This window comes from Paenibacillus sp. Soil766 (assembly GCF_001428105.1).
GTDB lineage: Bacteria > Bacillota > Bacilli > Paenibacillales > NBRC-103111 > Paenibacillus_E.
Genome location: NZ_LMSJ01000022.1, coordinates 77,109 through 103,015 on the forward strand (window position 1 = coordinate 77,109; position 25,907 = coordinate 103,015).

Here is a 25,907-nt window from a genome sequence, read left to right on the forward strand (position 1 = left end):
TGGCACTCCCCGAGTCGAAATAGAAGACAATTTCACTCTACCAACCATATCATATTTTTAGCTAAAATGGACAAAACACTCCAACCTTTCTGCCTAAGCAGTAAGTTGAAGTGTTTACGGCCAACCGAACTTTTACTTTCCGTCTCTCATCCTCAATTTTTCAAGCTTATCTGCTTTCCGTTTTAATCGGATCTAGCACGAACCATACTTTCCCGACATTTTGACCCGTCGTCTCGCCAGGGTTTTTATCCTTGATCCAATAGTACAACGGCCAGCCTTTGTACGTATTTTGCTTCATGCCATCGTTACGTGTGAACACGCCAAAATCACTTGCATTCAAATCGCTCGACACGGTCAATTGCTCATCGTAGTAGATCGGCCAATTGACAAGGCATTGCCCCACACACGAATTCACATCGGTTGTATCCTTCGTGAACAAGTACAAAGCCATGCCATTCGAATCAACCAAGTATGTACCTAGCTGATCGGATTTGCTCGTTTTCACCGAGCTGTTCACAGCCTTCGTACCGCTGAATTTCACGGGATCAATGACGAACCAGACATTTCCGACATCTTGCCCCAATGTATCGCCCATCTTCTTATCATCTACCCAGTAATACAAAGGGAAACCTTTATAAGTCGTTTGTTTCTTCCCGTCAGCGCGAACGATTGTACCAAAATCCGCTGAGTTTACTCCCGTTGGTGCAGCCACATGATCGGCATAGAACAACGGCCATTTTTCCAAACATTTTCCAGCACAGTTGCTTACGCCCTTCGTATCTTTATCGTAATAATATAGCGTCATGCCATTCGTGTCTGTCAAAAAGTTACCGAGATCCGCTTTTGTCCCCAATGCGATTCCCGCAGAAGGCTTAATTACATACCAAATCTTCCCTACCGCATCACCTTTTGTATCGCCTGCCGCCAAATCACCTGCGAAATAATATAGCGGCCAACCTTTGTAAGTCAGCTGCTTCTTGCCGTCTGCACGTACAAAAGCGCCAAAATCAGCAGCGTTAAAACCAGCGGGCACGATCAATTTATCACTATAATACATTGGCCATTTCGCCAAACAAGCATCCACGCAAGAATTCACATCTGCGGCATCCTTCGTGAAATAATAAAGCGTCATTCCTTTCGAATCACTCAGGAAGCTCCCTAATGTATCATTCTGCTTCAATTGCAGAGATGTATTGCTCAGTACGCTTAGCTTATCTGCAGCAACGATCCCTTTTTCTGATAAAAAGGTTGCTAACGGTTTGCCCCCGTCCTTCATCGTGGCCTGCAAGCCTTCCATCGTTGCGGTCGCTATGTTCATGTTCACGATATGCTGAACGCTTGCGATTTTAGATAAACCCTTCTGCCCTGCAAAATCAAGCACTTGGGCAAATTCGAAATCCACACCTTGCTTATAACCCAAAGTCTCCAGCAAAACCTTGTAATAAGCCCCAGCTGTAATACCAGCTGCCGGATCAAACAGATCGCCACCAGTTCCTTGCCAACCAAGCTCAGGATGCGCTTTCAAATAACCAAGTACGGCCTGACCTTCTTTGTACACAAGGCCCGCATCCTTAAAATTATCAGTTCCGCGATAAGCTAGCGCGTCCGCTTCCAATCCTTTTAAACGAAGATACATGATTGCCGCTTGAAATCTTGTTGTAGACTTGCCTAAATATTCAGACGTAAGCCCGCTTCCATCACCTTGCAGAATACCGAGATCACCGGCAATATCGGTTTCCGATTTGACTTGCACTTGCTCCGCTGCGCCTGCTGTCAGAGCTGTCAAGCCCAAGACAACACCTAAGAGCACAAAAACTGAAAGTAAGACTTTTTTTACATTTCTCATTCTGGCTATACGCCTCCTTAGATGGGATGAAGCAATCTCAGATCTCTTGGAATGCTTTTCCTCTTAAGGTAACGAGCCCAGAATCAGATCGGTTTGATGCCTCTTCAAAATTTTCTTGAATTGCACACTTCAAGCAAAAATAAATACAAAAACGGTCGATACAAGCATCCCCAGATAGACGAGCATCTTTGACCATGATAAAATAAAAGGAAGTTGCAAGCTTCCCAGATCGGGAGCTTTTAGGGGGTACACCATGGGAAAGACCGATGTTCGCCGAGATGCCATTATGCATGCGATCAAAGATAAAGGCTCCATCGCCTTAACGGATATTGTCAAGCAATTCAATGTTTCTGAAGCAACTGCAAGGCGGGATCTCGAAATTCTCGAGCAGGAAAAACGCTGCATCCGCACCTTTGGCGGAGCTGTACTTGAAAGCTTGAAGGTCGAAGTCCCTTTCTTTAATAAAATGGAGCTCTACACCGAAGAAAAGAAAGAAATCGCGGACAAAGCCCTTCGCTACATCGAAGATGGGGATATTATCGGGCTTACCGGTGGAACAACAACGACCTTTATTGCAAAAAAGCTCAACCAATTCAAAAATTTGACCGTCATCACGAATGCCGTGAACATTGCCTACGAGCTGATCGGCACGCCTGGGCTGCAGTTGATTTTGACTGGCGGTGTGATTCGCACCCAAACCTTTGAGCTATCAGGTCCGCTTGCGAATGCCACACTCGAGAATCTCAGCATCCGCAAAACATTCATGGGCTGCGACGGCATTTCGCTCTCCCGCGGCATGATGATCTACAATGAATTGGAAGCCGAGACGAATCGCCGGATGATGAAGCAATCCATGGAGACGTACCTGGTCGCCGATCATTCCAAATTCAGCCGCAGTTCTTTGTTTGTGATTGGCGAGGTACAGGAAGCCGTTGGCATCATCAGCGACTCCTCCATTACGCCAGAAATGAAGCTAGCCTTTAAGGAAGCAGGCGCACCTTTCCTTTAATAGCAAAAAGCGATATCCCTAGCCATTCGGCCAAGAGATATCGCTTTTTTTATGCTTATTTCATTTCGCTGCTCGGCTGCGGAACATGACCCGACTTCATTTTCAAAGAAGGCACCATAATCAATACACCGATAACAAACAGTAACGCTGACGTTATATAGATCGATTCAAGGGAGAACGATGCTTTAATCGTACCTGCCAAACTCATCGTAATGACCATCGAGCCCATAAAGAGTGGCGTTAGAATACCATTCACACGTCCAACGAAAGCTTCCTCGGTATTCCCTAGAATTAATGTACTAATCCCTATCTGAATTGCTGGCATCACAAATCCTGAGATAAATTGCATCAGAAGTGCCAACCACACCAAATGAGTAACACCTAACATGGCAAAAGTGATTGCGCTAACCGCCATACCGACGGTTAGCATCGCTTGTGGAGATATTTTTTTGGCAAAGGCCATCGTTACACCACCGCCTATAATCATCGCAGCCCCATTCGCCGCCATGAACCACTGCAAGCTCGACTTCTCGAGTCCTAATTGCTCCGTTACTAGAAAAATGCCAAGCGGGCTTATCAAACCAATCGCTAGACCAGCAACGGCAAAACAACCGCCGAGAATAACGAGCATTTTGTTTCTCATCACATAACGAAAGCCATGGCCCATTTCCGTAAAAATGTGGGTTGTGCGCGGCTCCGATGTATTTTCTCTTAGATCCTTAGGAAGGAACGTAAGAACTAATGCCGATAACAGGAAGCACGCGCCCATGATTGCCACGGCTGTTTCAATTCCAAAACGATAGTAAATGAATGAGCCCAGCATTGGCCCCAGAATCATGAAAATCGCCATCATGGATTGAAACATCGACATCCCTAGTTGCATTTGCGAAGCAGGGACATGTACTTTAAATAACTTCATATTGGAAGGTTGGGAGAATTGGGAGAGAATTGATGATACCAAAGTAGCAAAGAAGATCGCTTTCCAAGACCCCATATACAACGTAATCAAAATAACGAACACAGAAGCTGCGCTAAGTAAATCGCACCACACCATCGTCAACTTTGGCCTCCAGCGATCGGCGAATGCCCCACCGATAAAGGAGAAGATAAATATCGGCGCGAACTCAGCTACCGAGATTAAGGAAAGCGAGTATGGATCATTATTCGTCATGTCTGTCACATAGAGCAGAATCGCAAAGTTACGTATCCAAATTCCAATTTGCAGCAAAATGCCCGAAAGCATAATCGTTTGAACGAACCGATTGGCGAAAAAAGATCGCATCGATGACTCAGATTGAGCGTTCGCTTGACTCATTTGAAAAAAACACCCCTTTATTAAATAGATAGCTTGTGAAATGCGTGAAATGTGCGCATTGTTCCTACGTAATAGGAGACGAAAAGTTTCACAGGCCTATCTGATTTTACTAAGAGATCCTGAAAGTTACTAGATATAAATTTTGTATATCCATTTTCTCCCTAGTCCTGTCTCCAGCCAATCGGATATTGCTCCGATAACGTCACAGGTAAACGCCCTACAGCTGCTTCACGACCAAGCAACACATTCGCTAGAGAAACCATGGCAAGCGGTCGATTCTCATAACAGGCATAGTACGTTTTCACTTCTGGGAACTCAAGCAAGTCATATGGGTTGCGCCCTGCTGCGACGATGAGATGTAAGCCATCCAATTTGGCCAAAGCTTTGACCAGCGCGGTTTGACCCAAGGAGAAGGTCGCATTGTAGGTGACGATAACGACTTGCTCTGCGTTTTCACAAACCTTGATCATCTCTGCAATATCCTCATAGCTTGGTTGGAGTCCTAAGTAAACTTCACGAACCGGTTCTCCCACTAACTCAGACAATATGCTGCCAAGCGTTCCCTCACGATCAACAACCTCATCGATTTCCGTCCCCGATTGGACTTCAGTCCAAATCACCAGCGTTTTCTCGTCCACTCGAAGAACGTCGCCTACTTCATCCTTAACCTTCGTGATGCTTTTACGACTCAGCTCCTTCGCCAGCTCCTGATGCTCAGGTGTCGAGATTGGCCCCACCGGAACCTGCGTTAGTGTATCAAATCGAATGTCACGCTTATATTTGTACGTCATAATACGCAGCACGGACTCATCAATGCGCGATTCAGAAACCCGCCCGCTTTCCACAGCTGCAATGACAGCCTCCATGGCAGCAATCTGACGCTCCAACTCATGACTTACCAACAAAATATCCGCTCCTGCTTCTAAAGCACGAACAGCACCTTCTGCTACGCCAACACCTTCAGAGATCGCTTTCATTTCTAAGCAATCCGTGACGATAAGCCCTTTGAAACCAAGCTGAACGCGCAATAATTCCGTCAGTATCTTATACGACAATGTCGAAGGTACACTACTTTCTTCCAACGCTTCAAAGACCACATGTGCGGACATAATCGCATCTACGCCGCCTTCAATTGCCTTGATGAACGGAGCCAGCTCCAGCTCCATCAATCGCTCCATACTATGCGGTACCACAGGTAAATCATGATGCGAATCCGCTGTGGTATCCCCATGTCCAGGGAAATGCTTCACCGTTGCAATTACGCCTATGTCTTGCAAACCTTTGACAGCGTGTGTGCCCATACTACTAACAATCGCCGCAGTTTCACCATAAGAACGGACTCCAATTACAGGGTTTAGCGGGTTATTATTAATGTCCAAACAAGGCGCCAAGTTCATGTTCACACCCATTTGACGAAGCTCTTTCCCCATCACCTTCGCGCTGGCATACACGCCAGATGGGGCAAAGGCTGCACCTAATGCCATGTTCCCCGGTAATAGCGTCGCTCCTTTTTCAACCCGTGACACCATGCCGCCTTCTTGATCCACGGAAATAAATAACGGCTGGCCGCCGCTATTGAGACTGATGTCTTGCAAATCGGCAGACAGCTGAGCAAGCTGATGAGCATCCTTCACATTGCGACGGAAATAAATAACGCCGCCAATCCCATACTCCTCGATTAATTGTCTAATAGGAGGATTCGGTTCCAATGCGTCAAACCCACAGGCGAATAATTGGCCTACCTTTTGACGTAAAGTGAGTGGCTTATCGTTCGAATTCCCTGCTGATAACATGTATGTACACGCTCCTTGATAGTTTATTTAGGCTTTGATATTTTCCATGATGCCTCTCTGTAGAATGAGATACATCACAACAACAGGAATGATGCTGATCATAATCGCCGCACATAGCGAACCATAATTCATATTTAATTGGTCATAGAAGGCTACCATACTCACGGGGAGCGTCCTCAGCTTCTCTTTGGCCAGAAATAAATTAGCCATGATGAATTCATTCCAGCTCGTTAGAAAGTTCAACATGAACACGGAAAATAAGGACGGTAGAGAAATCGGGACGATGATACGACACAACAACCCATAAATAGAGAGCCCATCCACGATACCCGCTTCTTCTAGTTCATTCGGTATGGAGCTCAGGAAGCTGCTTACCATGAATACAGTCCAAGGCAATCCTAATGTCACATAAGGCAGAATTAATGCTAGCGGTGTGTTATACAGATGCAAGCTCCTTAAGAGCATATACAAAGGGACCAGCAAGGAAGCGGCAGGGACCAGCAGAGCCAGGATCAGAATCCTTTTCAGAACGAGACTTAATTTAGGAAAAGACATACGAGTCAGCGCATAAGCGGTCGCAGTTCCTAGCGCTAGCGAAACGATAGCTGAAACGGTCGAATTGATCACACTATTCATAAAATAATGGCCCACATGTGCGCCAGTCCACGCATTCCAATAATTCGATAACGAAAGCTCTGTAGGGAAAGACCATGGGGTTGTAATGATTTCTTTATTCGTTTTGAAGGAGGAATTCAGTGTCCAACCTAGTGGAAATAAAATCACCCCGATGTAGATCAACAATACCGCATGTGGGAAAACACGTCGCAGGAGGCTTCCTCTCATAAGCGTACCTCCTCCTGTTTTCTTGTAAACCATCCGAATAGGGATGTTAACATAGCTGTAAATAGAAGGATCAGCACCGCGATACTGTTAGCGTAGCCATACTCGCCGATCCGATACGCTTTCTTGATCATATAGGAGGCCATAACTTCCGTTATGCCATAGGGATTCCCGCCTGTCATGACAACCACAATGTCCATGGCTTTCATCCCCCCCGTAATGGATAAGAGGATCATAACCATAATGACAGGTCTTAACAGCGGCAGAATGACGAACCACGCTTGTCTTAGGCTGCCTGCACCATCCAATTGGGCGGCTTCCAGCAGATGCTTCGGAATGGCATAGATCCCAGATACTACGAGCACCACATAGAACCCCATCCATTGCCATGCATTGGTGATCAAAATAGCGAGCATCGCTGTCGCCCCCTCTGCCAGCCAAGCATGCTGCCAGTTCGATAAACTGACAGCTGCTAAGACTTGGTTAAGCAGTCCTGCCTGTGGATGATAAATAAATTCCCAGAGTACTCCTACGACCGCAGTAGATAGAATGGTTGGAAGAAAAATCAAGGCTTTATACAACCTGATCCATCGCTTTAATTTACTCACAAGCAGTGCAATGGCTAGTATGATGGGAATTTGAATCCCGATAGAAAAGCCAATGAAATACATATTATTTCGCACGGCAATCCAGAAATAAGGATCTTGAAATGCATCAACGAAATTGTCCAGCCCATTCCATGTTGCCGGGGAGATGCCGTTCCACTCCGTAAACCCGTATCGCAGCGACATCAGCATGGGATAGATAAAAAATATCGCAAATATGAGCATCGTCGGTAAAGTAAAGAGCGTGTAAGCCCATGCATTTCTTCCCATTTGGTTCATATGTCATCCTACTACTATTTGGAATGGGTTTCTTCTTTATTCGAAGCATCTTGCTGCTTCTGTAATTCGATCATCAGCGAAGCTGGATCTGTTCTTCCGCCAAGCAACTCCTGCATCCCGCGTTCAAGTTTTTCACGAACTTTCGTTTGAATGCGTGAATCGAAGGCGGGGAAGGTTCCTTTACTGGTCGCAAATACATGCAATATTTCCTTAATTAATGGGTTCACTTGACTCGTATCCTGCAGCTTCATCGCCGGTGGCATGCCTTCTTCAACAAGCTGTCTCTTCTGCATCGATTCCGTATACATTTGCTTAATGAATTCTTTAATCGCCAGCAATTGTTCGGGGGTCACCTTTTTGGAAAAGCCATAGGCATTGGACCAGCCCCCATTGATATACCCGTCACCTGGCCCACCCATAGAAGGGAAGTTCATGAAGCCTACATCATGAGCAATGACTGACTTCTCAGGATCAAGGAGCGGCGTATTCGCCCAGCTGCCATCAAACATGAAAGCTGCGTTTCCACTGATGAAGGCATTTTGCTGTTCTGCATAAGCAAGGGCTAGACTGCCATCTTGGAAATAGTCTTTCTGAATGAGCGTTCTATACTGTTCAAAAGCTTTCAGTACCTCCGGGTCCGTCCATTTCTTGCTCCCATTCAACAATCCTTCGATCGAATCCGCACCTGCTGTGCGCACCCACATCGTATTAATCATCATATTAATAACCCACGAATCCTTAGCCGCCATGGCAAAAGGGGTAATTTTGGCAGCTTTCAGTTTTCCTGCTGCAGCTACCAGCTCGTCCCAGGTTTCGGGCAGTTTGATTCCCTGCTCAGCCAAAATCTTTTTGTTATAGTATAGGCCTTCCACATAGCCAGCCATCGGAATCCCATAGATTTTTCCATTCACCGTGAATTCTTCAAAGCTATAGAAGTTATCTGTTAATCCAAGCTCTTGTAGGATGGGGGTAAGGTCCAGCAATCGATTCGCCTTTACATAATCCTTCGTATCCGTGCCTCCGAACAAGTCGAATATTTCCGGCGGATTACCTGCAGCCATTTCTGCTCGCAGTTTTTCGAAGCGATTCACCTTATCTTCTACACCATCTAACGTAATCGTCAAGCCAGGCACCTTGGCTTCGGTCGCTTTGACAACATCTTGCAGCATTGCGAGGCGTTTCTTCTGTGTATCCTTTACCTGTGTATGCCGGATGGTCAGCATGATTGGCTCATTCTGGATACCTTTTCCGCTAGACGAATCACGTCCTGGATCCGATTTACCCGAAAATATACTGCATGCCGACAGCATGAATGTGAGAGCCACAGCGCTTGCGCTCCAAATAAGTGTTCGTTTTCTCATCCACTTGGTTCTCCTTTAAGCTTACCATCTAAGTATAATTGAACCCCTTTACGTGCTAAAGACAGATAAATTCCTAATCTAGGGGCAAATTCCTCTAGTTCCCTTCCTTTCGCTTATCCCGATACTCGGAAGGAATCTCCCCGGTAAACTTAAGAAATACCTTGGTAAAATAGCGCCGTTCGATGTAGCCCACGCATTTCCCAATATCCGTAATGCTTTTGTCACTGTGAAGCAACAAGGATTTCGCCTGCTCCATCCGATGTTTCGTCACATGCTCCACAAAGGTTTCCCCAAAGTGTTGTTTAAATAACAAACTGAAATAACTCGAGCTAATCCCTAAACTGCCAGCTATATCCTCAATGCCGAAATCTGTTGAATAATTCGCTCGAATATACTCCTTGGCGGCAGCCATGAGGAGCTCACTATTTTTCTTCTTGTTCGTACCTTCGAGCCCATTCGATACAAGTTGTACCATAACCTGCAGCAAATGCGGGATACTTTCGCTTTTATCCAGTTCAAGCCAAATTTGTTCTTCTTCCTGACTATCGAGAGCATTCATCTCTCGCAACTCGCGCAGCACATGCAGGATCAAATAGTGCAGCATCTGATAGGCGCGGGCGAATGATCCCTCCGACAAACCTTCCAGCAACAATTTAAGACGATCCAGTGCCTCCTCAGTCTTGGGACGATTCAACTGCTTCATGCCCGTAACAATTTCTTCAACCAAAAACCAAAGGGAACTATTCGCATCCGAGGATTCTTTAGCCTCTTTATAAGGCAGCACAGATTGCTGCTTATCTAAATTCAACTGCATGAATCTCTGCAGCTTTCGATACGTATCCGCAAGTTGTTGCAGTCCTACTGGACCTGGAAAGTAGCCCACGCTAATCCCCAACTTCACAGACTGACTAACATTTCGTTGCAGTTTAGAGGCTAACTCGCGCAATTTCATATCTACGGAAGTATGGTCAGCCTCCTCCCACGCCATGAGCAGTGACCATTCCCCTTCGCGCATCTGAAGCACCGTGTGCTGTGAAATCTCGTCCGCCAAGGAATCCTGTAAGACATTACGCACAGCGAAATTCCACAGCTTACGTTCTTGCTCGGACCAAAGCAATGATTTCTGTGAATAGTTATCCACATCAATAATGGCGAACACATATCGAAGTGTCTCTAAATCCCCTTGATCAATAGGAAGCAGAGTAGTCGCCGTAATATCGGTATAATCCATCATAATATCCTGCAAAATCTTCTCGTAAGCCAAACTTCTAATCTTCCACCACTTAAGGAGTTCTTCTTGATGGTTCTGTTTCTTCGTCCGAATTTCGCCAGCAAACTTACGGATCGAATTCTCCAGCTCTTCGTAATTGATTGGCTTCAGAATATAATCACTAACCCCCACCCGCAAGAGTGAGCGCACATAGTCGAAATCCTGATACCCCGTCACCATCAGCACCGTGCAGTCTTCATTAATTTCCCTAAGCTTATGTATGAACGTAATGCCATCCATGTGCGGCATCCGAATATCACTCATCACGATGTCAGGGATTTGCTGAATACAGAGTTCCAAGGCTTCAATCCCATTTTTGGCTGTGCCTACAATATCGATTTCGAGCTCTTCCCACGGAATGACCGCTTGCAAATTACGTAAAATATTAGGCTCATCATCTGCCAAAATCGCTTTTAACCTCACCCTACATCCCTCTTCCTTTTCGGAATTATCACCTTCATCGTCGTACCTTGACCTTCTTGGGAACAAATAAACATCCCATAGTGCTCGCCATATTGAATCCGAACGCGATCGGCAACATTGCTTACACCAAGGCCTCTGCGCTCTTCATTCGATTCCAGAATTTCATGAAATGGTGTCTCCAGCTCGGTTTTATAATGGAATTTCGCTAGCTTTTCATTACTAATGCCAACACCATTATCTGTCACATACAATCCAATCCGATTCCCTTCGTCCACAGCCTTCACCGTAATTAGCCCCATATAATCAATCGGTTCAAACCCATGCTGTAAGCTGTTCTCAACCAAAGGCTGCAACGTCAGCTTCAAGATATCCTCATGCAGCAGCTCTGGAGGAGCTTCAATCGTATATTGAAACTGATCCTCAAAGCGGAACTCCTGAATTTCCAAATAGCTGCGCAAATGCTCCAGCTCCTGCTTCAACGTAATTTCTTCCCGGTTTTCCATCCCGATCCTCAGCAAATTACCAAGACGGATCACCATCTGGCTGACTTTCTTTCCTTGGTTTTGGATGGCTAGCACATTGATCGACTCGAGTGTATTAAAAAGAAAGTGAGGCTTAATTTGCGCTTGCAGCAGCATGAGCTCTGCTTTGTTTTTGCGGTCCTGTTGACGCTTCACCTCTTCGAGCAGATCCTCGACCCTTACCACCAGACTATTAAATCCTCGCGCTAGCGCCGTGGTTTCATCCTTGCCGCTCACTACCATACGGGTAGTCAGATCACCACGCTCCACCTTTTTCATCGAGGACAGCATTCGGAGAATGAGTTGAATAATGCGCCTTACAAATACAAGGTTATACACAAGGGCAAAGAATAAACAAATAAACGTAATCCCTGCCACCAGCTTCATGATCGTCTCAATTTCTCCAGCGATATATTTCCATGATGTGATCGATACGACACTCCAGTCCTGAACACCCATCCCATTAATATTCAAATGATAGAGAGAAATCAGACTTTTCTCATTTTGAAAATCAGCCTGGAAGCTGTAGTTATTGAACCCAAGATCCAATTTCCCTTGCGTCAATTGCAGGACGTTCGCCCCTTCTAAGCTTTGTTTATTATCGTAAAAAATAAGTCCGTTTTTGTTGATCAGCAGATAACGTTTGGAGCTTTGCTCGTTCGTATTGAAAGATTTGAATATGAGATCCAGCTCATTAAATTTAAATTTCAACAGCATATAGCCGAGGTTATCCATCGTCCAAAAATCCTTCACCATTCGCGCTTGATAGAATTCGCCGCGGCCTGAACCGAACTCCTTGAACTCGGAGGGACCAATCCAGAGTGGACTGCCATTCAGCTCCTGAATGTGTTGGAAGGCCATGCTTTGCTGAATCGTTTGCCACGGAATCGAACTTCCGCTTGTTCGCCCGGCACTAAAGGACTTGCCGCTATTGTTGTAAATGACGACGGATTGAACAGGTGAATAAGTAAGAATCGAGCCGCGAAGCAACGTATCAAAAGTGTTCAAATCATACGAGGAAAGGGGATCCGCGTTCTGTTTCGTAGTATCTATCGTACGATATATGCCTTGAATGCTATCTTTCACCATCCAGAAATCAGAGAAATAGTTCGCTTCCTTGAACATGTAGTAAATATTACGAGAGATCGCTTGCAGCGTGACTTCTGTTAAATCCCCATATTTTTTCTCAATTAGCTGCTGAGAGACCGTATACACCGCTGATCCTAGGACGAATAAGGGGATGATGATGAAAAGCAAAAAACCGATAAATACTTTCTTGTTCAGGTTCATCGCTGCGCTGTGCTCCTTCTTGATAGAATCGGACATCGGGCTAGTTCATGTACTTCACTTCGGCCAAACTTCGATGAAACTTCAAGTGCTCCAGTCAAACACTGCTACGCTCCCGAGATTCGAATCTCTGACTCAACGCTTATAAGTACATTACCTCTCAAAGCCTTGCTAATCATGCAAGTTTGTTCCGCACGGAATGCCGCTTTACTTATTTTATCCAATTGCGCTTCGCTCATATGTGGTGGCACAGAAATTAGAGGACGATGGACGATCGCAGTCACTTTCATCGTTGGTCGATTCTGGACGTAGATGTGGGAGTTGAGTTTTAGAGATTGGATGCTTTCTCTTGCGAGAAGCGTGCCTAGCGTGATGATGTAACAGGTTGCCGCGGCGCCGAGCAGCAGCTCTTCCGGATTCGTTCCTACGCCAGGTCCGTCAAATTCACTGGGTACGGAAATGGATGTCTGGAAGCCATCTGCTTGGAGCTGACCGGTCCCATCGAGACCGCCTGTCCATGTGGCTTTAAGTTCAAAAACTTGCTCTGGCATGGGAATTGCGCCTCTTTCTATGTATGATCAGAATCTTTAATCCTTGCAATCTTTAAACCTTTTAAACCTTTTAAACCTTTTAAACCTTTTAAACCTTTTAAACCTTTTAAACCTTTTAAACCTTTTAAACCTTTTAAACCTTTTAAACCCTACAAACCCTGCAAGCCCTGCTGACCCTGCAAAACCTGCAAAACCTGCAAACCATGCAAAACCTGCACACCCTGCAAATACCTRCGAACACTGCAAGCCCCGCAAACCCTGCAWACCCTGCAAATACCTGCGAACACTGCAAGCCCCGCAAACCCTGCAAAACCTGCAAATACCTGCGAACACTGCAAGCCCCGCAAACCCTGCAAATACCTGCGAACACTGCTGACCCTGCAATGCCCTACAAACCTACTGACCCTGCCTACTCTGCCTACCAACCATTGGTTGATTTGCTTTTATTGTAAAGGAAGTGCCTCTGATTCACCAGCCAAGAACAACATAAAAAATCGTTCCCGCACCTGATCAGCACGAAAACGATTTATCTTACTTCAATTGATCTCTATGAAATTGCGTAATTCATGTGTTGGAATATCAAAACAATGAAAGCCCTACCTCTCTTTCATCCTTGCGGCTCCAATGACCGCGCCAGTGCGAATTGCGTTACAAACACTTACTGCCGAAACACTTACGTTGCCTCGGGTTTACCATAAATGAGCTGATGGACTGCGCATTGGGAGAAAAACAAACAAGGAGAGGGGGTTACTTTCTTCTCGCTAATCGTTCGTGTGGGGTAAATGAGGCTAAATATGAAGTGTTTATATGTTTTCATTTCAATCAACTTTAATATTATATAACAATAGTGCAAGTGTGTCAATACGATGGTGATATACGGAGTGTGTGTGGTACAATATAGAAATAGTTGGTCGTAAAGCATACGCCGCTTTTCTACTTTCAGCCTAGGCTGTTAGAGAGGAGCGGCTTTGTTTATTTTAAGGAGGCATTCTCATGAAAATAACATTTGAAGTTGCACATAACGGATTTATCGCATACCACGCATCTACTCGAAAAGGAGACTCGCTTCGCAGACTGCTAGAGGGGCATAGTCACGCTGAGAAATTATTTCTATTGCAGGTGTGGTGGCCTGCGTTTAAACATTTCAACAATCTTCATCCCGAATATGAAGTGAAAGACTTCAGAGACGGAACCCGATTCCTTGATTTTGCTTTTATCAAACATACACTCAAACTTGCCATCGAAATCGATGGTTTCACAACTCATGCCTCGCAAATTAGCCGTTCCCAATTCTCCGATCACCTCATTCGCCAGAACCACCTCATCATCGATGGCTGGAAAATCCTTCGCTTCTCCTACGACGATATCAAAGATCGCCCGCGCATGTGCCAACAAGTCTTACAACAATTTATGGGCCGCTACCTGGGTATGAACGACGATTCAGTCAAATTGATAAGCTACGTGGAGAAGGAAATTTTGCGTTATGCGATGACTCGTGAAAATCCCCTCACAACTCAAGATGTATGCCAATTACTCGCTATCGAAGCTCAGAAAGCACGCCATCTGCTCAAGGTTATGCATGAGAAAAACATGCTTGAACCCGCAGGAAAAGGGACGCAACGGATCAGAAGCTTTCGCCCAACAGCTGAAATACTTCAGCAAATGATGGGATAGCGCGGGGAGATACTGCGGATCCGTCAGCGCGAACCCTCATTAGTGATGTTTTTCATCACTATCGGCTGTGCTTTCGGCGCTTCCGCCACGGCCTACCCTCGTTAGTGATGTTTTTCATCACTAACGACTGCGCTTTCGGCGCTTCCGCCACGGCCTACCCTCGTTAGTGATGTTCATCACTAATAGATGTGCTTTCGGCGCTTCCGCCACGGCCTACCTCGTTAGTGATGTTTCTCATCACTAACAGCTGCGCTTTCGCCGCTTCCGCCACGGCCTACCCTCATTAGTGATGTTTTTCATCACTATCGGCTGTGCTTTCGGCGCTTCCGCCACGGCCTACCTTCGTTAGTGATGTTTTTCATCACTATCGGCTGTGCTTTCGGCGCTTCCGAACCGATCCTCCCTCTTTAGTGATGTTTTTCATCACTAACGGCTGTGCTTTCGGCGCTTCCGCCTCGGCCTACCTTCGTTAGTGATGTTTTTCATCACTAACAGATGCGCTTTCAGCGCTTCCGCCTCGGCCTACCCTCGTTAGTGATGTTTTTCATCACTAACGGCTGCGCTTTCGGCGCTTCCGCCTCGGCCTACCCTCGTTAGTGATGTTTCTCATCACTAACGGCTGCGCTTTCAGCGCTTCCGCCTCGGCCTACCCTCGTTAGTGATGTTTTTCATCACTAACAGCTGCGCTTTCGGCGCTTCCGCCACGGCCTACCTTCGTTAGTGATGTTTTTCATCACTATCGGCTGTGCTTTCGGCGCTTCCGCCTCGGCCTACCTTCGTTAGTGATGTTTTTCATCACTAACGGCTGCGCTTTCAGCGCTTCCGCCACGGCCTACCCTCGTTAGTGATGTTTTTCATCACTAACGACTGCGCTTTCGGCGCTTCCGCCACGGCCTACCCTCGTTAGTGATGTTTTTCATCACTAANCGGCCTACCCTCGTTAGTGATGTTTTTCATCACTAACGACTGCGCTTTCGGCGCTTCCGCCACGGCCTACCCTCGTTAGTGATGTTTTTCATCACTAATAGATGTGCTTTCGGCGCTTCCGCCACGGCCTACCCTCGTTAGTGATGTTTTTCATCACTAACGGCTGTGCTTTCGGCGGACTACCCTCGTTAGTGATGTTTTTCATCACTAACGGCTGTGCTTTCGGCGGACTACCCGCTGCTCTCACTCTGTAACCGTGTTTTTCACCGTTACAGCCTCCTTCGCGGCGGAAACCAAAAACCCGCAGGCACACACGCCCGCGGGTCCACTTCTACACCTTAAATTTCTGCAGCGAAATTTGTAATTCTTCCGCTAGCCCAGCCAGAGACTTCGCGGAATTTTCGATTTCCTCCGTGGTCGACATCTGCTGCTGGCTCGCAGCAGATGTCTCTTGGCTGACGGAAATCCCCGTTTCCGACACGGAGCTCACAATGCGCATCACCTGCTCGATGCGCAAGTTCGCATCTACGAGCTGGTGGATGTTCCGGTTCACATCTTCCACTTTCGTATTCACTTTATCGACGGAAGTCTCGATGTGCAAGAACGATTCTTGCGCTTCCTCCGAAATCGTCAAGCCTTCTTGTACTTTCCCTGCTCCGGTATGCATGGAGCTAACCGCTTGATTAATCTGCTTCTGGATTGTCGAGACCAGATCCGTAATATTTCGCGCCGAAGTAGATGACTGCTCCGCAAGTTTACGAACTTCGCCAGCAACGACCGCGAAGCCGCGCCCAGCTTCTCCAGCACGTGCCGCTTCAATTGCTGCATTCAAGGAAAGCAGATTCGTCTGCGTCGAAATCTCATTAATGACATTGACGATTTCACCAATTTTGTGTGCATTTTTACCCAACGCTTCAATAACGACATTAACGTCTCGAACCGCGTCTGAAATCTCAGACATTTGCCCCGCGATCGAAACAACCGATTGCTTACCTTGTTGAGCAGCCTGCGTCGCTTGATTCACGAGCCCAGCAACCACTTGCGCCGACTCATCAATTTGCTTCGTACTAGTCAGCATAAGGCCAACAGCCTCATTCGCTTGTGTCACACCAGCAAATTGCTTTTCGAAATCTTCCGACAACTGCTGACTAGAAGTAGCCACCTGCCTTGCTGCCAAAGAGCTTTGCTCTGAGCTTGCAAGAAGCTCTTCGGAACTTGCTGAAAGCGTTAAAGCATTATCTGAGATTTGCATAACTAAGCTGCGCAAGCTCCCCGTCATGACATTAAAGGAATTCGTTAATTTACCTACCTCATCCTCATAAGGGTAGTCCCCTTTAACGGATAGATCTCCTCCAGCAGCCTTTTCCATGTTTTCTTGAAGCTTGCGAATTGGTGTAGAAATGATCATATCCAACGTCAATGCGCCTAAAGTCATCACAACAATCGCAATAATGATCGTAAGTATGATGACCCAATGCGAAGTAGCTGAATCCGAACTACTGGATTTCTGGAATTGTTCAGCCGCGGATTCTTTGAGCCCTACGAGCTTGTCTAATGCTTCTACCGTTTTATCACCTTGTGGAGATACTTCATTATTGTAAACCTGATAAGCAACTTGATTATTTTGCGTCGCTTGATCCATGGTTTTCGTAACGAATTCACGATATTTCAGATTCAGCTCCTCCAAGCTTTTGAAGGCACCAGCCTCTTCCTCATTCAGCGCAATTCCCGCAATTTTCGTAACTAATTCTTTATTTGTACTTAGATTCTCATCTAATTTGGCTTTGAGCTTGGCCTTATATTTCACATCCGTGGATAGCATCATTTCTAGCAAATTAGATTCGGTTTCATTGAAATTTGTTTGGAGTTGATTAATCCATTTGACAGATAGCAGACTTTCCTCGTACATTCTAGTAGAGTTGCTAGACATCTTGTCCATATAATGATAGCCCGTGATCCCTACAATTAATAAAAATAAAATGGCAATCGCATTCATGAGCAGCAATTTAAAACGAAGTTTCAGATTACGAAGAGTGGATAGGTTGACATTGAGCTTTCCTGTGCTGTGCATGCTGTTCAATTCCGATTTGAATTTCAAAGTTACCCAATCCCCCCAAGTGTAATTCACAAAAGCAGTATTTCATATGATACAAAACCTAACATAGTAATCAATTAATTTACCTATGGTTTATTCTACAAAACAGTGCCCCTTATGTAAAGGAAATTTCGCATAAAACCCACGTACAGCAATCGTTTCACTCACCAAAAACTACCACTTCAACAAAAAGATAAGGGGCAAATACTCATGGAACCAATCGGAATCATCGTGAACCCGCTTTCAGGCAATGGCAGAGGAGCTAACATCTGGGGAGAAATCCAAACCTACCTCCAAGAGAATCGAATCTCTTATCTAGCCAAATTAACAACCCAAGCAGGAGAAGCGACGCAACACGCCATAATGTTGATTCAAGAACATCACGTTCAGCGGATTATCGTCATTGGCGGAGATGGCACTGTCCACGAAGTTGCTGGTGGTATTTGGCAGCTTCAGAACAGCAAAAGTTCCTCCCCAGTCTGCTCACTCGCAGTTATTCCAGCAGGAACAGGCAATGATTTTGCAAAAGCCTACGGCATACCTAATCATCCACTTCAAGCTCTACAAATTGCCCTTCATGCCTCCAACACAGTGCAAATCGACCTTCTTCATGCTCTTCAGAATCATCAAGTGGCAGTGAATAGCATTGGTGCAGGCTTTGACGGGATGGTCGCCAAAATTACGAATGACGCCAGCTACAAAAAACTCCTCAACCGCTTAGGTCTAGGCAAACTCTCCTATTTCATTTCCATACTACGCGTTTTCGCCACCTATCAGCCTTCCACCGCATGGTTAGAAGTAGATGGCAGCGTAACGAAATTACCTAATATGTGGCTGGCAGCCGTTGCGAACATTCCTTTTTACGGAGGAGCCATTCAAATTTGTCCAACAGCAACTCCTACTGACGGTGTAGCTGATGTTGTTGTTATTCAAAGCAAAAGCCGCTTTCGCCTCTTGCCCGTACTTTTTACTGTGTACCAAGGCAAGCACACCGAGCATCCAGCAGTATCTTTTTATAAAGGTAAATCGATTTCTATTCGGACAGAGAAGCCCCTGCTTGTCCAAGCAGACGGGGAGTTCGCTGGTTCCACACCTCTTCAAATCGAACTCATCCCCGCCGCCATTACCGTCATTCATGCAAAACCCACAGCCTAAGCTGTGGGTGTACTTCCAGCACCACTTGTCAGCGCCCATTGCTTCATGGTCACATAATCCGTCTTCCCGCTCCCCAATAGCGGCAGCTTCTCGATATAACGAAACTCAGAAGGCATATAAATCGCCGGCTGCCCCTCCTGTCTCATACATTCACGAAGTGCTTCAAGAGGACTTACCTTACTGGTATGAAAAACAATGATTCGCTCACCTTTTCGCCGATCAGGCACATGTACCGCAGCGCAGACAGCAGGGGCCGCCAAAATCTTAGATACGAGCTCCTCCACCATGAGAAGCGATACTTTTTCGCCGCCTATTTTAGCAAAAGACTGCAAACGCGCTTGAATGAACAAGTAACCTTGATCATCCAACGTCACAATATCCCCGGTGCTATACCACTCCGATGCAGGTACAAAGCCCCGACTATGAATCAAATACCCTTTCATCACGTTCGGACCTCTAACAAGCAAGTGACCACCTGTCGCAATTCCTTCCACGTTTTCTACAACAGCCTCCATGCCTGGGAGTAATTTGCCTACTGAACCTTTCTTTCCATGCATCGGTGTGTTCAGTGAAATAACGGGCGTCGTCTCCGTCGTTCCATAGCCCTCTAGAATACGGATCCCGAATTTATCCTGCCAAATTTGACGAACTTCCTCTTTCAGCCTTTCAGCACCAGCCACAACATAACGTAACGAATGGGCAAAATCATAAGGATGCGCCGTTCTCGCGTAAGCACCTAGAAACGTTGACGTGCCGAATAAAATCGTAATATTCCGGTCATAGACGAGCTCTGGAATGACTTTGTAATGCAAGGGATTAGGGTATAAAACCAGCTTAACCCCCGAAAGAATTGGAAGCATTGTCCCAGCAGTCAGACCGAACGAGTGAAACATCGGCATGCTGCCAAGCACGCTATCTGAACTATTGAAGGCAATAACAAGCCTCGCCTGCTGGATGTTCGCCCAAATATTTCGGTGCGTCAGAACGACTCCTTTCGGTTTACTCTCACTGCCTGATGTGAATAGCACAGCTTCATTAAGTTCAGGACCCACAGGCCCCTTCTTACGCTGCAAAAAGTGGAACAAGCCAGTTAACTTTTCAGTCCATGATAACGCTTCCTTAACATCCTCGAGATAAATAAGCGTGAAGCTCCCGCTAGCAGCCAGGATAAACTCCGCAAGCCCCGCCTTCTCGACAAAAACTCTTGAAGTCAGCACGGTCCTTACTTCGGCCGTTTCACACGCTTCCAGCATCGCGTGCCTGCCGGCCGAGTAATTCAATATCGCTGGCGTAACGCCTAATCGAAATAATGAAAACAACGTCACCACATGCCCCGCAGCATTAGGAAGCAATAGTGCTACTCGCTTCTGCCCAGCCAAAAGCTTCTTCAATCGAACGGCCAATGTATAGCTACTCAACTGCAGCTTCCGATACGTCAACGCAGCATTACTCATCACATCTTCGCAAATGACCCTCGATTGCCCATGCCTTTCAGCCGCCGACAGCAATTCATTGAATAAGTTAACTTCGGGCTGGAGCCGACTTTCCAGCAAATGACGTAATAGCTGTGTGCGGATGACCTCCGTCGCCTGCTCCTTTTGAACTTTTCTCGTAAAGCACTCATCCCCTGCCGGTACTTGAAAGGCTTCGCCAAACGCAATGTTCACCCGCGGGAACCAGCGTTGCTTTATTTTTCCACGTAGATAGGATAGCTTCGAATGCTCCAAGCCTTCAATTGAAATCGGTACAATTCGCGCCTGAGATCGTAGGGCAAGGTACCCGATGCCGCTGTATATTTTCATCATGCCACCTGTCGTCGTGATCCGTCCTTCTGGAAAAATGACAAGAGGTGTACCACTTTGAATCGTTTTTAGCATCTTTCGAACGGCATATGGATTCGAAGTGTCCACAGTGATATGAGCCCTGAAGTGGAGTATCCATGCAAATCGCTTCGCAATGTTCGTATTCACAACGAATGCCACATCTTTAGGCAAAATCAAAGCAAGCACCACCGCATCCAACAACGAAACGTGATTCGGAATGAGCACTGTTTTTCCCGTCAACTCGAGTTTCTCCATACCTGCTACTTTCACCTTAAAGGCAAGCAGCACAAACAGACGCAAGCACGGAAGTAAAAGCCTTACTAGCGTAACGAACATCCATTTGAACATGGAAATTCCCCCTATTGGTATCTTGTTCGAGTCTGTCAATAGTTCATTGTATGCGGGAAAAAGAAATAAGACCTCGGCATGTGTATGCTTCGGTCTTTTTATTCTTGGCTATGTATTCAAGTACGTCTTCAATCTGCCCGGATAATCCGTAATGATGCCAGTGACGCCAGCTTCGATCATTAGCTGATAGTCAGTAAGTTCATTCACTGTGTAGGGATAGACAGCTAGCCCATCTGCGGTGGCCAAAGCAATATCCGCTCCATCAAAGGAATGATGATGCGGATGCAAGGAAAAGACCTCTACCTCAAGCAGCTTTGCATAGGCCCCATGGTCAATGAGATTCCCTCCATACAGCAAGCCTACCTTCAACGCAGGTTCTGCCCGCTTTAAGCGCTGAATCACTTTATGGTCAAAAGAGGAAACTACGACATCCTCGTACCGATTCACCTCTCGCAAAAATGCCAGAAGTGCACTCTCCATCCGCCCTTCGTAGGCATGCTTCACTTCCACATTGATGAGCGTGCCCTTCGGCACTACATCAAATACCTCGCTTAGAAGAGGGATTCGTTCCCCAATGAATTTCTCGGAAAACCAAGCTCCTGCGTCTAGCTGCTTAATGTCTGCCCACTGTTGATTACAAATAAGTCCTGAACCATTCGTTGTTCGATCTAATGTTCCATCGTGACAAACGACAATCTCGCCATCTTGCGTGATATGAACATCCAGTTCAATCGCTTGTGATCCTTGCTCCAAGGCCAAAATAAATGAAGCTAGTGTGTTCTCTGGAGCTTCGCCCGCCGCGCCGCGGTGGCCAATGATAATCGGTTTCGGTGTATGCATGTTCAACGCTCCCATCGTTATAGCTTACATAAATCCATCTTCAAATTATATAAGCAGCCGATTCAGGGCGTCAATTCAAGTTTTAGTAAACCAAAAGAGTCCCGTAGAGCGGCTCTTCAACCAAACTCTCGGGACTTTTATCTAAAGGTATGGAAATAACCGTGAATAAAACCTGTAACTTACTTGCCAAGTTGATGAATCGGATGTCCTAGTGCACCTTCAGCCGCATCCATAATCATTTCAGTCAATGTTGGATGTGCATGAATGGTGAGTGCGATATCTTCCAGGTTAGCGCCCATCTCAACCGCAAGCGCTAGCTCACCGATTAAGTTCGAAGCTTCTGGTCCTACGATTTGTCCGCCAAGCAATTGGCCTGTTTCTTTGTCGCCTACAAGCTTCACGAAGCCTTGAGCCGCGTTCAAAGAGTTCGCACGTCCGTTAGCCGCGTAAGGGAATTTACCAATGGTAACATTGATACCTTGCGCTTTCGCTTCGGTCTCGCTTAGACCTACACCAGCAATCTCCGGATCGGAGAATACAACAGCCGGCATTGCTTTGTAATCAACGATACTTGCGTGTCCAGCGATCGCTTCAGCAGCTACTTTTGCTTCATAAGAAGCTTTGTGTGCCAAGGAAAGACCAGGAACCACATCACCGATTGCGAAAATGTGAGGAATGCTTGTACGACCTTGGTTATCAACTTCGATCAAACCGCGGTCTGTCATTTTCAAGTTGATGAGGTCTAGACCAAGTTCGCCATCTGTGTTCGGACGACGACCAACTGTTACTAGAACGTAATCAGCCGTAACTTGTTTCTCCTCACCTTTAACTGTGAAAGTAACCGTAACATCGTTGTCTGTTTTGGTACAGGATTGCGCCAACGCTTCCGTATGAACCTCTACGCCAACTTTATCTAGACTCTTAGCAACCAGCTTTGTCAATTCTTTCTCGAACCCTGGAAGCACGTGATCAGAGCCTTCCAACACAGTTACTTTTGTACCGAATTTCGCATACGTTTGACCAAGCTCGATCCCGATATAGCCACCGCCGATAACGATCATGCTTTTCGGAATTTCAGGCAAGTTCAACGCTTCTGTCGAAGAGATGATTCTTCCGCCGTAAGGGAAAGCTTTCAACTCAATTGGACGGGAGCCCGTTGCAATAATACAGTTTTTGAAGCGGTAACGCGGTGCTTCTGCATCATTGAACACACGTGCTTCGTGCTCATTGATAAACATCGCTTCACCTTGGAACGTTTGAATCTTATTGCCTTTGAGCAAGCCGCTAACGCCGCCTGTTTGTTTGGCAACAATACTGTTTTTCCAAGCTTGTACCTTCGCAAAGTCGACTTTCACGTTCTCTACGGATATCCCGATGCTGTCTGCATGCTGTGCGTGCTCATACGTATGTGCTGCTGAGATCAAAGCTTTGGATGGGATACAGCCGCGGTTCAAACATACGCCGCCCCAAGCTTCTTTATCAACAATAAGAACACTTTGTCCAAGCTGTGCTGCGCGAATCGCGGCAACGTAACCGCCAGGACCCGCACCAATAACCAACAAATCTATATCTAAAGATGCATCTCCTACAACCATGCTGTTACACCTCCAAGACGAGAAGCTCTGGATCAGCCAGAAGCTGTTTGATGTAGTTCAAGAAGCTTTGTGCTGTCGCTCCATCTACGATACGGTGATCGAAACTCAAGGAAAGCGCCATAACGTGTCCAACCGCGATTTCACCGTTTTTCACAACTGGCTTTTCCGTGATACGACCTGCACCTAGAATCGCAACTTCTGGGAAGTTGATTACCGGTGTGAAGAACATGCCGCCAACAGAACCGATGTTCGTGATGGAAATGGTGCCGCCCTTCATCTCGTTCGGAGACAATTTGCCTTCGCGACCGCGAACAGCCAAATCTTTAATCGCTGCTGCGACGGACCATACGTTTTTACGGTCAGCGTCATGGATAACAGGAACGAGCAAGCCGTTGTCTGTATCTGTTGCGATTCCGATGTTGTAGTACTTTTTGTAGACGATTTCTTGCTTCTCTTCGTCGATCATCGCGTTCATAACCGGGAATTGACGGCAAGCTGCAACCAATGCTTTTACGATGAAAGGAAGGTACGTCAGTTTCACGCCTTTTTTCTCAGCTAGAGGCTTCGTACGCTCACGAAGTGCGACAAGTGCCGACACGTCGATCTCATCCATCAATGTCACGTGCGGAGCCGTGTACACGGATTTAACCATCGCGTTCGCGATGATTTTACGGATGCCTTTGAACGGAATCCTTTCTTCGACGCGATCGCCTGTTGTTACTACCTGCGCTGCTGCTGCAGGTGCTGATGTTGTCTCAGCTGCTGCTGGAGCCGCAGCTTCCGTTGCTGCAGGAGCAGAGCCAGCTCCTGTAAAGCCAAGCACGTCCTCGCGTGTTACGCGGCCGTGCTTCCCTGTAGGCGTCACCTCTGCGAGTGTGATGCCTTTCTCTCTTGCCAGCTTGCGCACGCTAGGCGTCGCAAGCACTTCACGCGCGCCACCTGTTGGCGCGGCCGGTACGGGCGCTGCAGCGGCCGCAGGCGCTGCTATAGCTACTGCTGCTGGTGCCGGAGCCGCAGCAGGTGGAGTTGCAACCGCCACGGCTGGAGCCGCGTGGCTGGAGCCATGATGCATCGAAGCCGCAGGCATCTCGCCAGTCACTTCAATCGTCATCACAAGCTCGCCGATTGTGCAGACTTGTCCATCTTTGACAGCAACGCTGACGATCTTGCCTTCAACTGGACAAGGAACTTCAACGACTGCTTTGTCATTCTGTACTTCCATAAGAATCGTTTCGTCAGTTACGGTGTCACCCGCTTTAACTAACATTTTTACGATCTCGCCTTCATGTATGCCTTCACCAAGCTCTGGGAACTTGTATTCAAACAATGCCACGTGTATGACCTCCTGTTACCTTCGACTAGGTGAATTAAAATTCAAGAACTTTCTTAATTCCGGCAATAACACTTGCTGGACTTGGCAACCAAGCATCTTCGATCTGTGCAAATGGATACACCGTATCTGGCGGTGAAATACGCAGCACTGGTGCTTCCAAATGTAGAATCGCTTTTTCATTAATTTGAGCAATAACCTCAGCAGCTACACCAGATGTTTTTTGCGCTTCTTGAACGATAATGGCGCGATTTGTTTTCTTAATGGAAGTAACGATGGTATCGATATCTAGTGGAAGAAGTGTACGAAGGTCGATAACCTCGACTTTCACGCCTTCTGTTTTTTCGATTTCTTCAGCAGCTTTCATGGAAGTGTGAACCATGGCGCCGTAAGTAATGATCGTAACGTCAGAACCTTCTTTTACTACATTGGCTTTACCTAGCTCTACGGTGTATTCACCTTCTGGCACTTCGCCGCGGAATGCACGGTATAAGTTCAAATGCTCCATGAAGAAAACAGGGTCATTATCACGAATAGCTGCAATTAAAAGCCCTTTTGCATCGTAAGGATTGGAAGGAACAACGACTTTAATCCCTGGTGTTTGAACAAGTAAACCTTCAAGAGCGTCAGTATGAAGCTCAGCCGCTTTCACACCGCCACCGAATGGTGTACGGAATACGATTGGGGAGTTGTAACGACCGCCTGAACGGTAACGCATACGAGCTGCTTGCACACAAATTTGGTCAAGTGCTTCGTAAATGAATCCTACGAATTGGATCTCAGCGATTGGGCGGAAGCCTTGTACGCCTAAACCAACCGCAAGTCCGCCAATTGCGGACTCAGCAAGAGGCGTATCGAATACACGCTCTTCGCCGAACTCTTTTTGCAAACCTTCTGTCGCACGGAACACGCCACCAACATTACCAACGTCTTCACCGAACAAAATAACATTAGGATCTCTTTCTAATTCTACGCGCATCGCGTCTTTAATCGCTTGAATCATTGTCATTTGTGCCATGA

At 46.5% G+C, this 25,907-nt stretch carries 18 protein-coding genes; 3 read left to right on the forward strand and 15 right to left on the reverse strand.

The genetic code is table 11. The features are described 5' to 3' along the window. Nucleotides 1–166: 166 nt before the first annotated feature. Nucleotides 167–1,846, reverse strand: coding sequence for a hypothetical protein (locus ASG89_RS17210; RefSeq protein ID WP_057311935.1), 1,680 nt, complete (start codon nt 1,844–1,846; stop codon nt 167–169). A gap of 253 nt (nt 1,847–2,099) precedes the next feature. Between ASG89_RS17210 and ASG89_RS17215 the strand changes: the two genes are divergently transcribed. Then, nucleotides 2,100–2,855, forward strand: coding sequence for a DeoR/GlpR family DNA-binding transcription regulator (locus ASG89_RS17215; RefSeq protein ID WP_057311936.1), 756 nt, complete (start codon nt 2,100–2,102; stop codon nt 2,853–2,855). A gap of 55 nt (nt 2,856–2,910) precedes the next feature. Here the strand turns inward: ASG89_RS17215 and ASG89_RS17220 are convergent, their stop codons facing one another. The 8 genes from ASG89_RS17220 to ASG89_RS17255 all read right to left on the reverse strand — a co-directional run bounded on the left by ASG89_RS17220 (nt 2,911) and on the right by ASG89_RS17255 (nt 13,100). Beyond that, nucleotides 2,911–4,170 carry an MFS transporter gene (locus ASG89_RS17220; protein ID WP_057311937.1) on the reverse strand — a complete coding sequence of 420 codons (1,260 nt, stop codon included), beginning with the start codon at nt 4,168–4,170 and terminating at the stop codon, nt 2,911–2,913. Nucleotides 4,171–4,331: 161 nt separating this feature from the next. Next, nucleotides 4,332–5,963 (reverse strand): beta-N-acetylhexosaminidase, encoded by a 1,632-nt coding sequence (nagZ, locus tag ASG89_RS17225; protein WP_057311938.1) that lies wholly within the window; start codon nt 5,961–5,963, stop codon nt 4,332–4,334. 27 nt (nt 5,964–5,990) lie between these two features. Further along, a complete protein-coding gene (locus ASG89_RS17230) occupies nt 5,991–6,806 on the reverse strand; it encodes a carbohydrate ABC transporter permease (protein ID WP_057311939.1) in 816 nt (271 codons plus the stop codon). Next, the gene (locus tag ASG89_RS17235; protein ID WP_057311940.1) at nt 6,803–7,687 is read right to left on the reverse strand and encodes a carbohydrate ABC transporter permease; all 885 of its coding nucleotides are present in this window, start codon (nt 7,685–7,687) and stop codon (nt 6,803–6,805) included. The genes ASG89_RS17230 and ASG89_RS17235 overlap by 4 nt, the downstream gene beginning before the upstream one ends. Nucleotides 7,688–7,701: 14 nt before the next feature. Then, nucleotides 7,702–9,048: an extracellular solute-binding protein gene (locus ASG89_RS17240; RefSeq protein ID WP_057311941.1), complete on the reverse strand. Its 1,347-nt coding sequence runs from the start codon at nt 9,046–9,048 to the stop codon at nt 7,702–7,704. Between the two features lie 94 nt (nt 9,049–9,142). Beyond that, nucleotides 9,143–10,741 carry a response regulator gene (locus tag ASG89_RS17245; RefSeq protein WP_057311942.1) on the reverse strand — a complete coding sequence of 533 codons (1,599 nt, stop codon included), beginning with the start codon at nt 10,739–10,741 and terminating at the stop codon, nt 9,143–9,145. Next, nucleotides 10,738–12,588 (reverse strand): sensor histidine kinase, encoded by a 1,851-nt coding sequence (locus tag ASG89_RS17250; RefSeq protein ID WP_082593358.1) that lies wholly within the window; start codon nt 12,586–12,588, stop codon nt 10,738–10,740. The genes ASG89_RS17245 and ASG89_RS17250 overlap by 4 nt, the downstream gene beginning before the upstream one ends. A 68-nt stretch (nt 12,589–12,656) precedes the next feature. Continuing rightward, the gene (locus tag ASG89_RS17255) at nt 12,657–13,100 is read right to left on the reverse strand and encodes an OsmC family protein (protein ID WP_057311944.1); all 444 of its coding nucleotides are present in this window, start codon (nt 13,098–13,100) and stop codon (nt 12,657–12,659) included. A 993-nt stretch (nt 13,101–14,093) separates the two neighbouring features. Between ASG89_RS17255 and ASG89_RS17265 the strand changes: the two genes are divergently transcribed. Next, nucleotides 14,094–14,774 carry a DUF559 domain-containing protein gene (locus tag ASG89_RS17265; protein WP_157276694.1) on the forward strand — a complete coding sequence of 227 codons (681 nt, stop codon included), beginning with the start codon at nt 14,094–14,096 and terminating at the stop codon, nt 14,772–14,774. Between the two features lie 1,258 nt (nt 14,775–16,032). Here the strand turns inward: ASG89_RS17265 and ASG89_RS17270 are convergent. Further along, nucleotides 16,033–17,799, reverse strand: coding sequence for a methyl-accepting chemotaxis protein (locus tag ASG89_RS17270; RefSeq protein ID WP_057311946.1), 1,767 nt, complete (start codon nt 17,797–17,799; stop codon nt 16,033–16,035). A gap of 207 nt (nt 17,800–18,006) precedes the next feature. Here ASG89_RS17270 and ASG89_RS17275 point away from each other — a divergent pair, with 207 nt between their 5' ends. Continuing rightward, nucleotides 18,007–18,951 carry a diacylglycerol/lipid kinase family protein gene (locus ASG89_RS17275; protein ID WP_057311947.1) on the forward strand — a complete coding sequence of 315 codons (945 nt, stop codon included), beginning with the start codon at nt 18,007–18,009 and terminating at the stop codon, nt 18,949–18,951. Here ASG89_RS17275 and ASG89_RS17280 read toward each other — a convergent pair. The 5 genes from ASG89_RS17280 to ASG89_RS17300 all read right to left on the reverse strand — a co-directional run bounded on the left by ASG89_RS17280 (nt 18,948) and on the right by ASG89_RS17300 (nt 25,905). Continuing rightward, entirely contained in the window at nt 18,948–21,122 is a 2,175-nt protein-coding gene (locus ASG89_RS17280) for an AMP-binding protein (protein WP_235549804.1), read from the reverse strand. The genes ASG89_RS17275 and ASG89_RS17280 overlap by 4 nt on opposite strands. Nucleotides 21,123–21,230: 108 nt before the next feature. Next, a complete protein-coding gene (locus ASG89_RS17285) occupies nt 21,231–21,962 on the reverse strand; it encodes a glycerophosphodiester phosphodiesterase (protein ID WP_057311948.1) in 732 nt (243 codons plus the stop codon). A gap of 179 nt (nt 21,963–22,141) precedes the next feature. After that, nucleotides 22,142–23,557: a dihydrolipoyl dehydrogenase gene (gene lpdA, locus ASG89_RS17290; protein WP_057311949.1), complete on the reverse strand. Its 1,416-nt coding sequence runs from the start codon at nt 23,555–23,557 to the stop codon at nt 22,142–22,144. A 4-nt stretch (nt 23,558–23,561) separates the two neighbouring features. Beyond that, nucleotides 23,562–24,890, reverse strand: a complete 1,329-nt coding sequence (locus ASG89_RS17295) for a dihydrolipoamide acetyltransferase family protein (RefSeq protein ID WP_057311950.1) — start codon at nt 24,888–24,890, stop codon at nt 23,562–23,564. Nucleotides 24,891–24,924: 34 nt separating this feature from the next. After that, nucleotides 24,925–25,905 (reverse strand): alpha-ketoacid dehydrogenase subunit beta, encoded by a 981-nt coding sequence (locus ASG89_RS17300; protein ID WP_057311951.1) that lies wholly within the window; start codon nt 25,903–25,905, stop codon nt 24,925–24,927. Between the last annotated feature and the right edge of the window lie 2 nt (nt 25,906–25,907).

Bases quoted from the DNA above. Each gene is read 5' to 3' on its own strand.
- ASG89_RS17215 (WP_057311936.1), top strand. From the start codon at position 2,100: ATGGGAAAGACCGATGTTCGCCGAGATGCCATTATGCATGCGATCAAA.
- lpdA (WP_057311949.1), bottom strand. From the start codon at position 23,557: ATGGTTGTAGGAGATGCATCTTTAGATATAGATTTGTTGGTTATTGGT.
- ASG89_RS17280 (WP_235549804.1), bottom strand. From the start codon at position 21,122: ATGTTCAAATGGATGTTCGTTACGCTAGTAAGGCTTTTACTTCCGTGC.
- ASG89_RS17230 (WP_057311939.1), bottom strand. From the start codon at position 6,806: ATGAGAGGAAGCCTCCTGCGACGTGTTTTCCCACATGCGGTATTGTTG.
- ASG89_RS17275 (WP_057311947.1), top strand. From the start codon at position 18,007: ATGGAACCAATCGGAATCATCGTGAACCCGCTTTCAGGCAATGGCAGA.
- ASG89_RS17210 (WP_057311935.1), bottom strand. From the start codon at position 1,846: ATGAGAAATGTAAAAAAAGTCTTACTTTCAGTTTTTGTGCTCTTAGGT.
- ASG89_RS17235 (WP_057311940.1), bottom strand. From the start codon at position 7,687: ATGAACCAAATGGGAAGAAATGCATGGGCTTACACGCTCTTTACTTTA.
- ASG89_RS17265 (WP_157276694.1), top strand. From the start codon at position 14,094: ATGAAAATAACATTTGAAGTTGCACATAACGGATTTATCGCATACCAC.
- ASG89_RS17250 (WP_082593358.1), bottom strand. From the start codon at position 12,588: ATGTCCGATTCTATCAAGAAGGAGCACAGCGCAGCGATGAACCTGAAC.
- ASG89_RS17240 (WP_057311941.1), bottom strand. From the start codon at position 9,048: ATGAGAAAACGAACACTTATTTGGAGCGCAAGCGCTGTGGCTCTCACA.
- ASG89_RS17255 (WP_057311944.1), bottom strand. From the start codon at position 13,100: ATGCCAGAGCAAGTTTTTGAACTTAAAGCCACATGGACAGGCGGTCTC.
- ASG89_RS17300 (WP_057311951.1), bottom strand. From the start codon at position 25,905: ATGGCACAAATGACAATGATTCAAGCGATTAAAGACGCGATGCGCGTA.
- ASG89_RS17220 (WP_057311937.1), bottom strand. From the start codon at position 4,170: ATGAGTCAAGCGAACGCTCAATCTGAGTCATCGATGCGATCTTTTTTC.
- nagZ (WP_057311938.1), bottom strand. From the start codon at position 5,963: ATGTTATCAGCAGGGAATTCGAACGATAAGCCACTCACTTTACGTCAA.
- ASG89_RS17285 (WP_057311948.1), bottom strand. From the start codon at position 21,962: ATGCATACACCGAAACCGATTATCATTGGCCACCGCGGCGCGGCGGGC.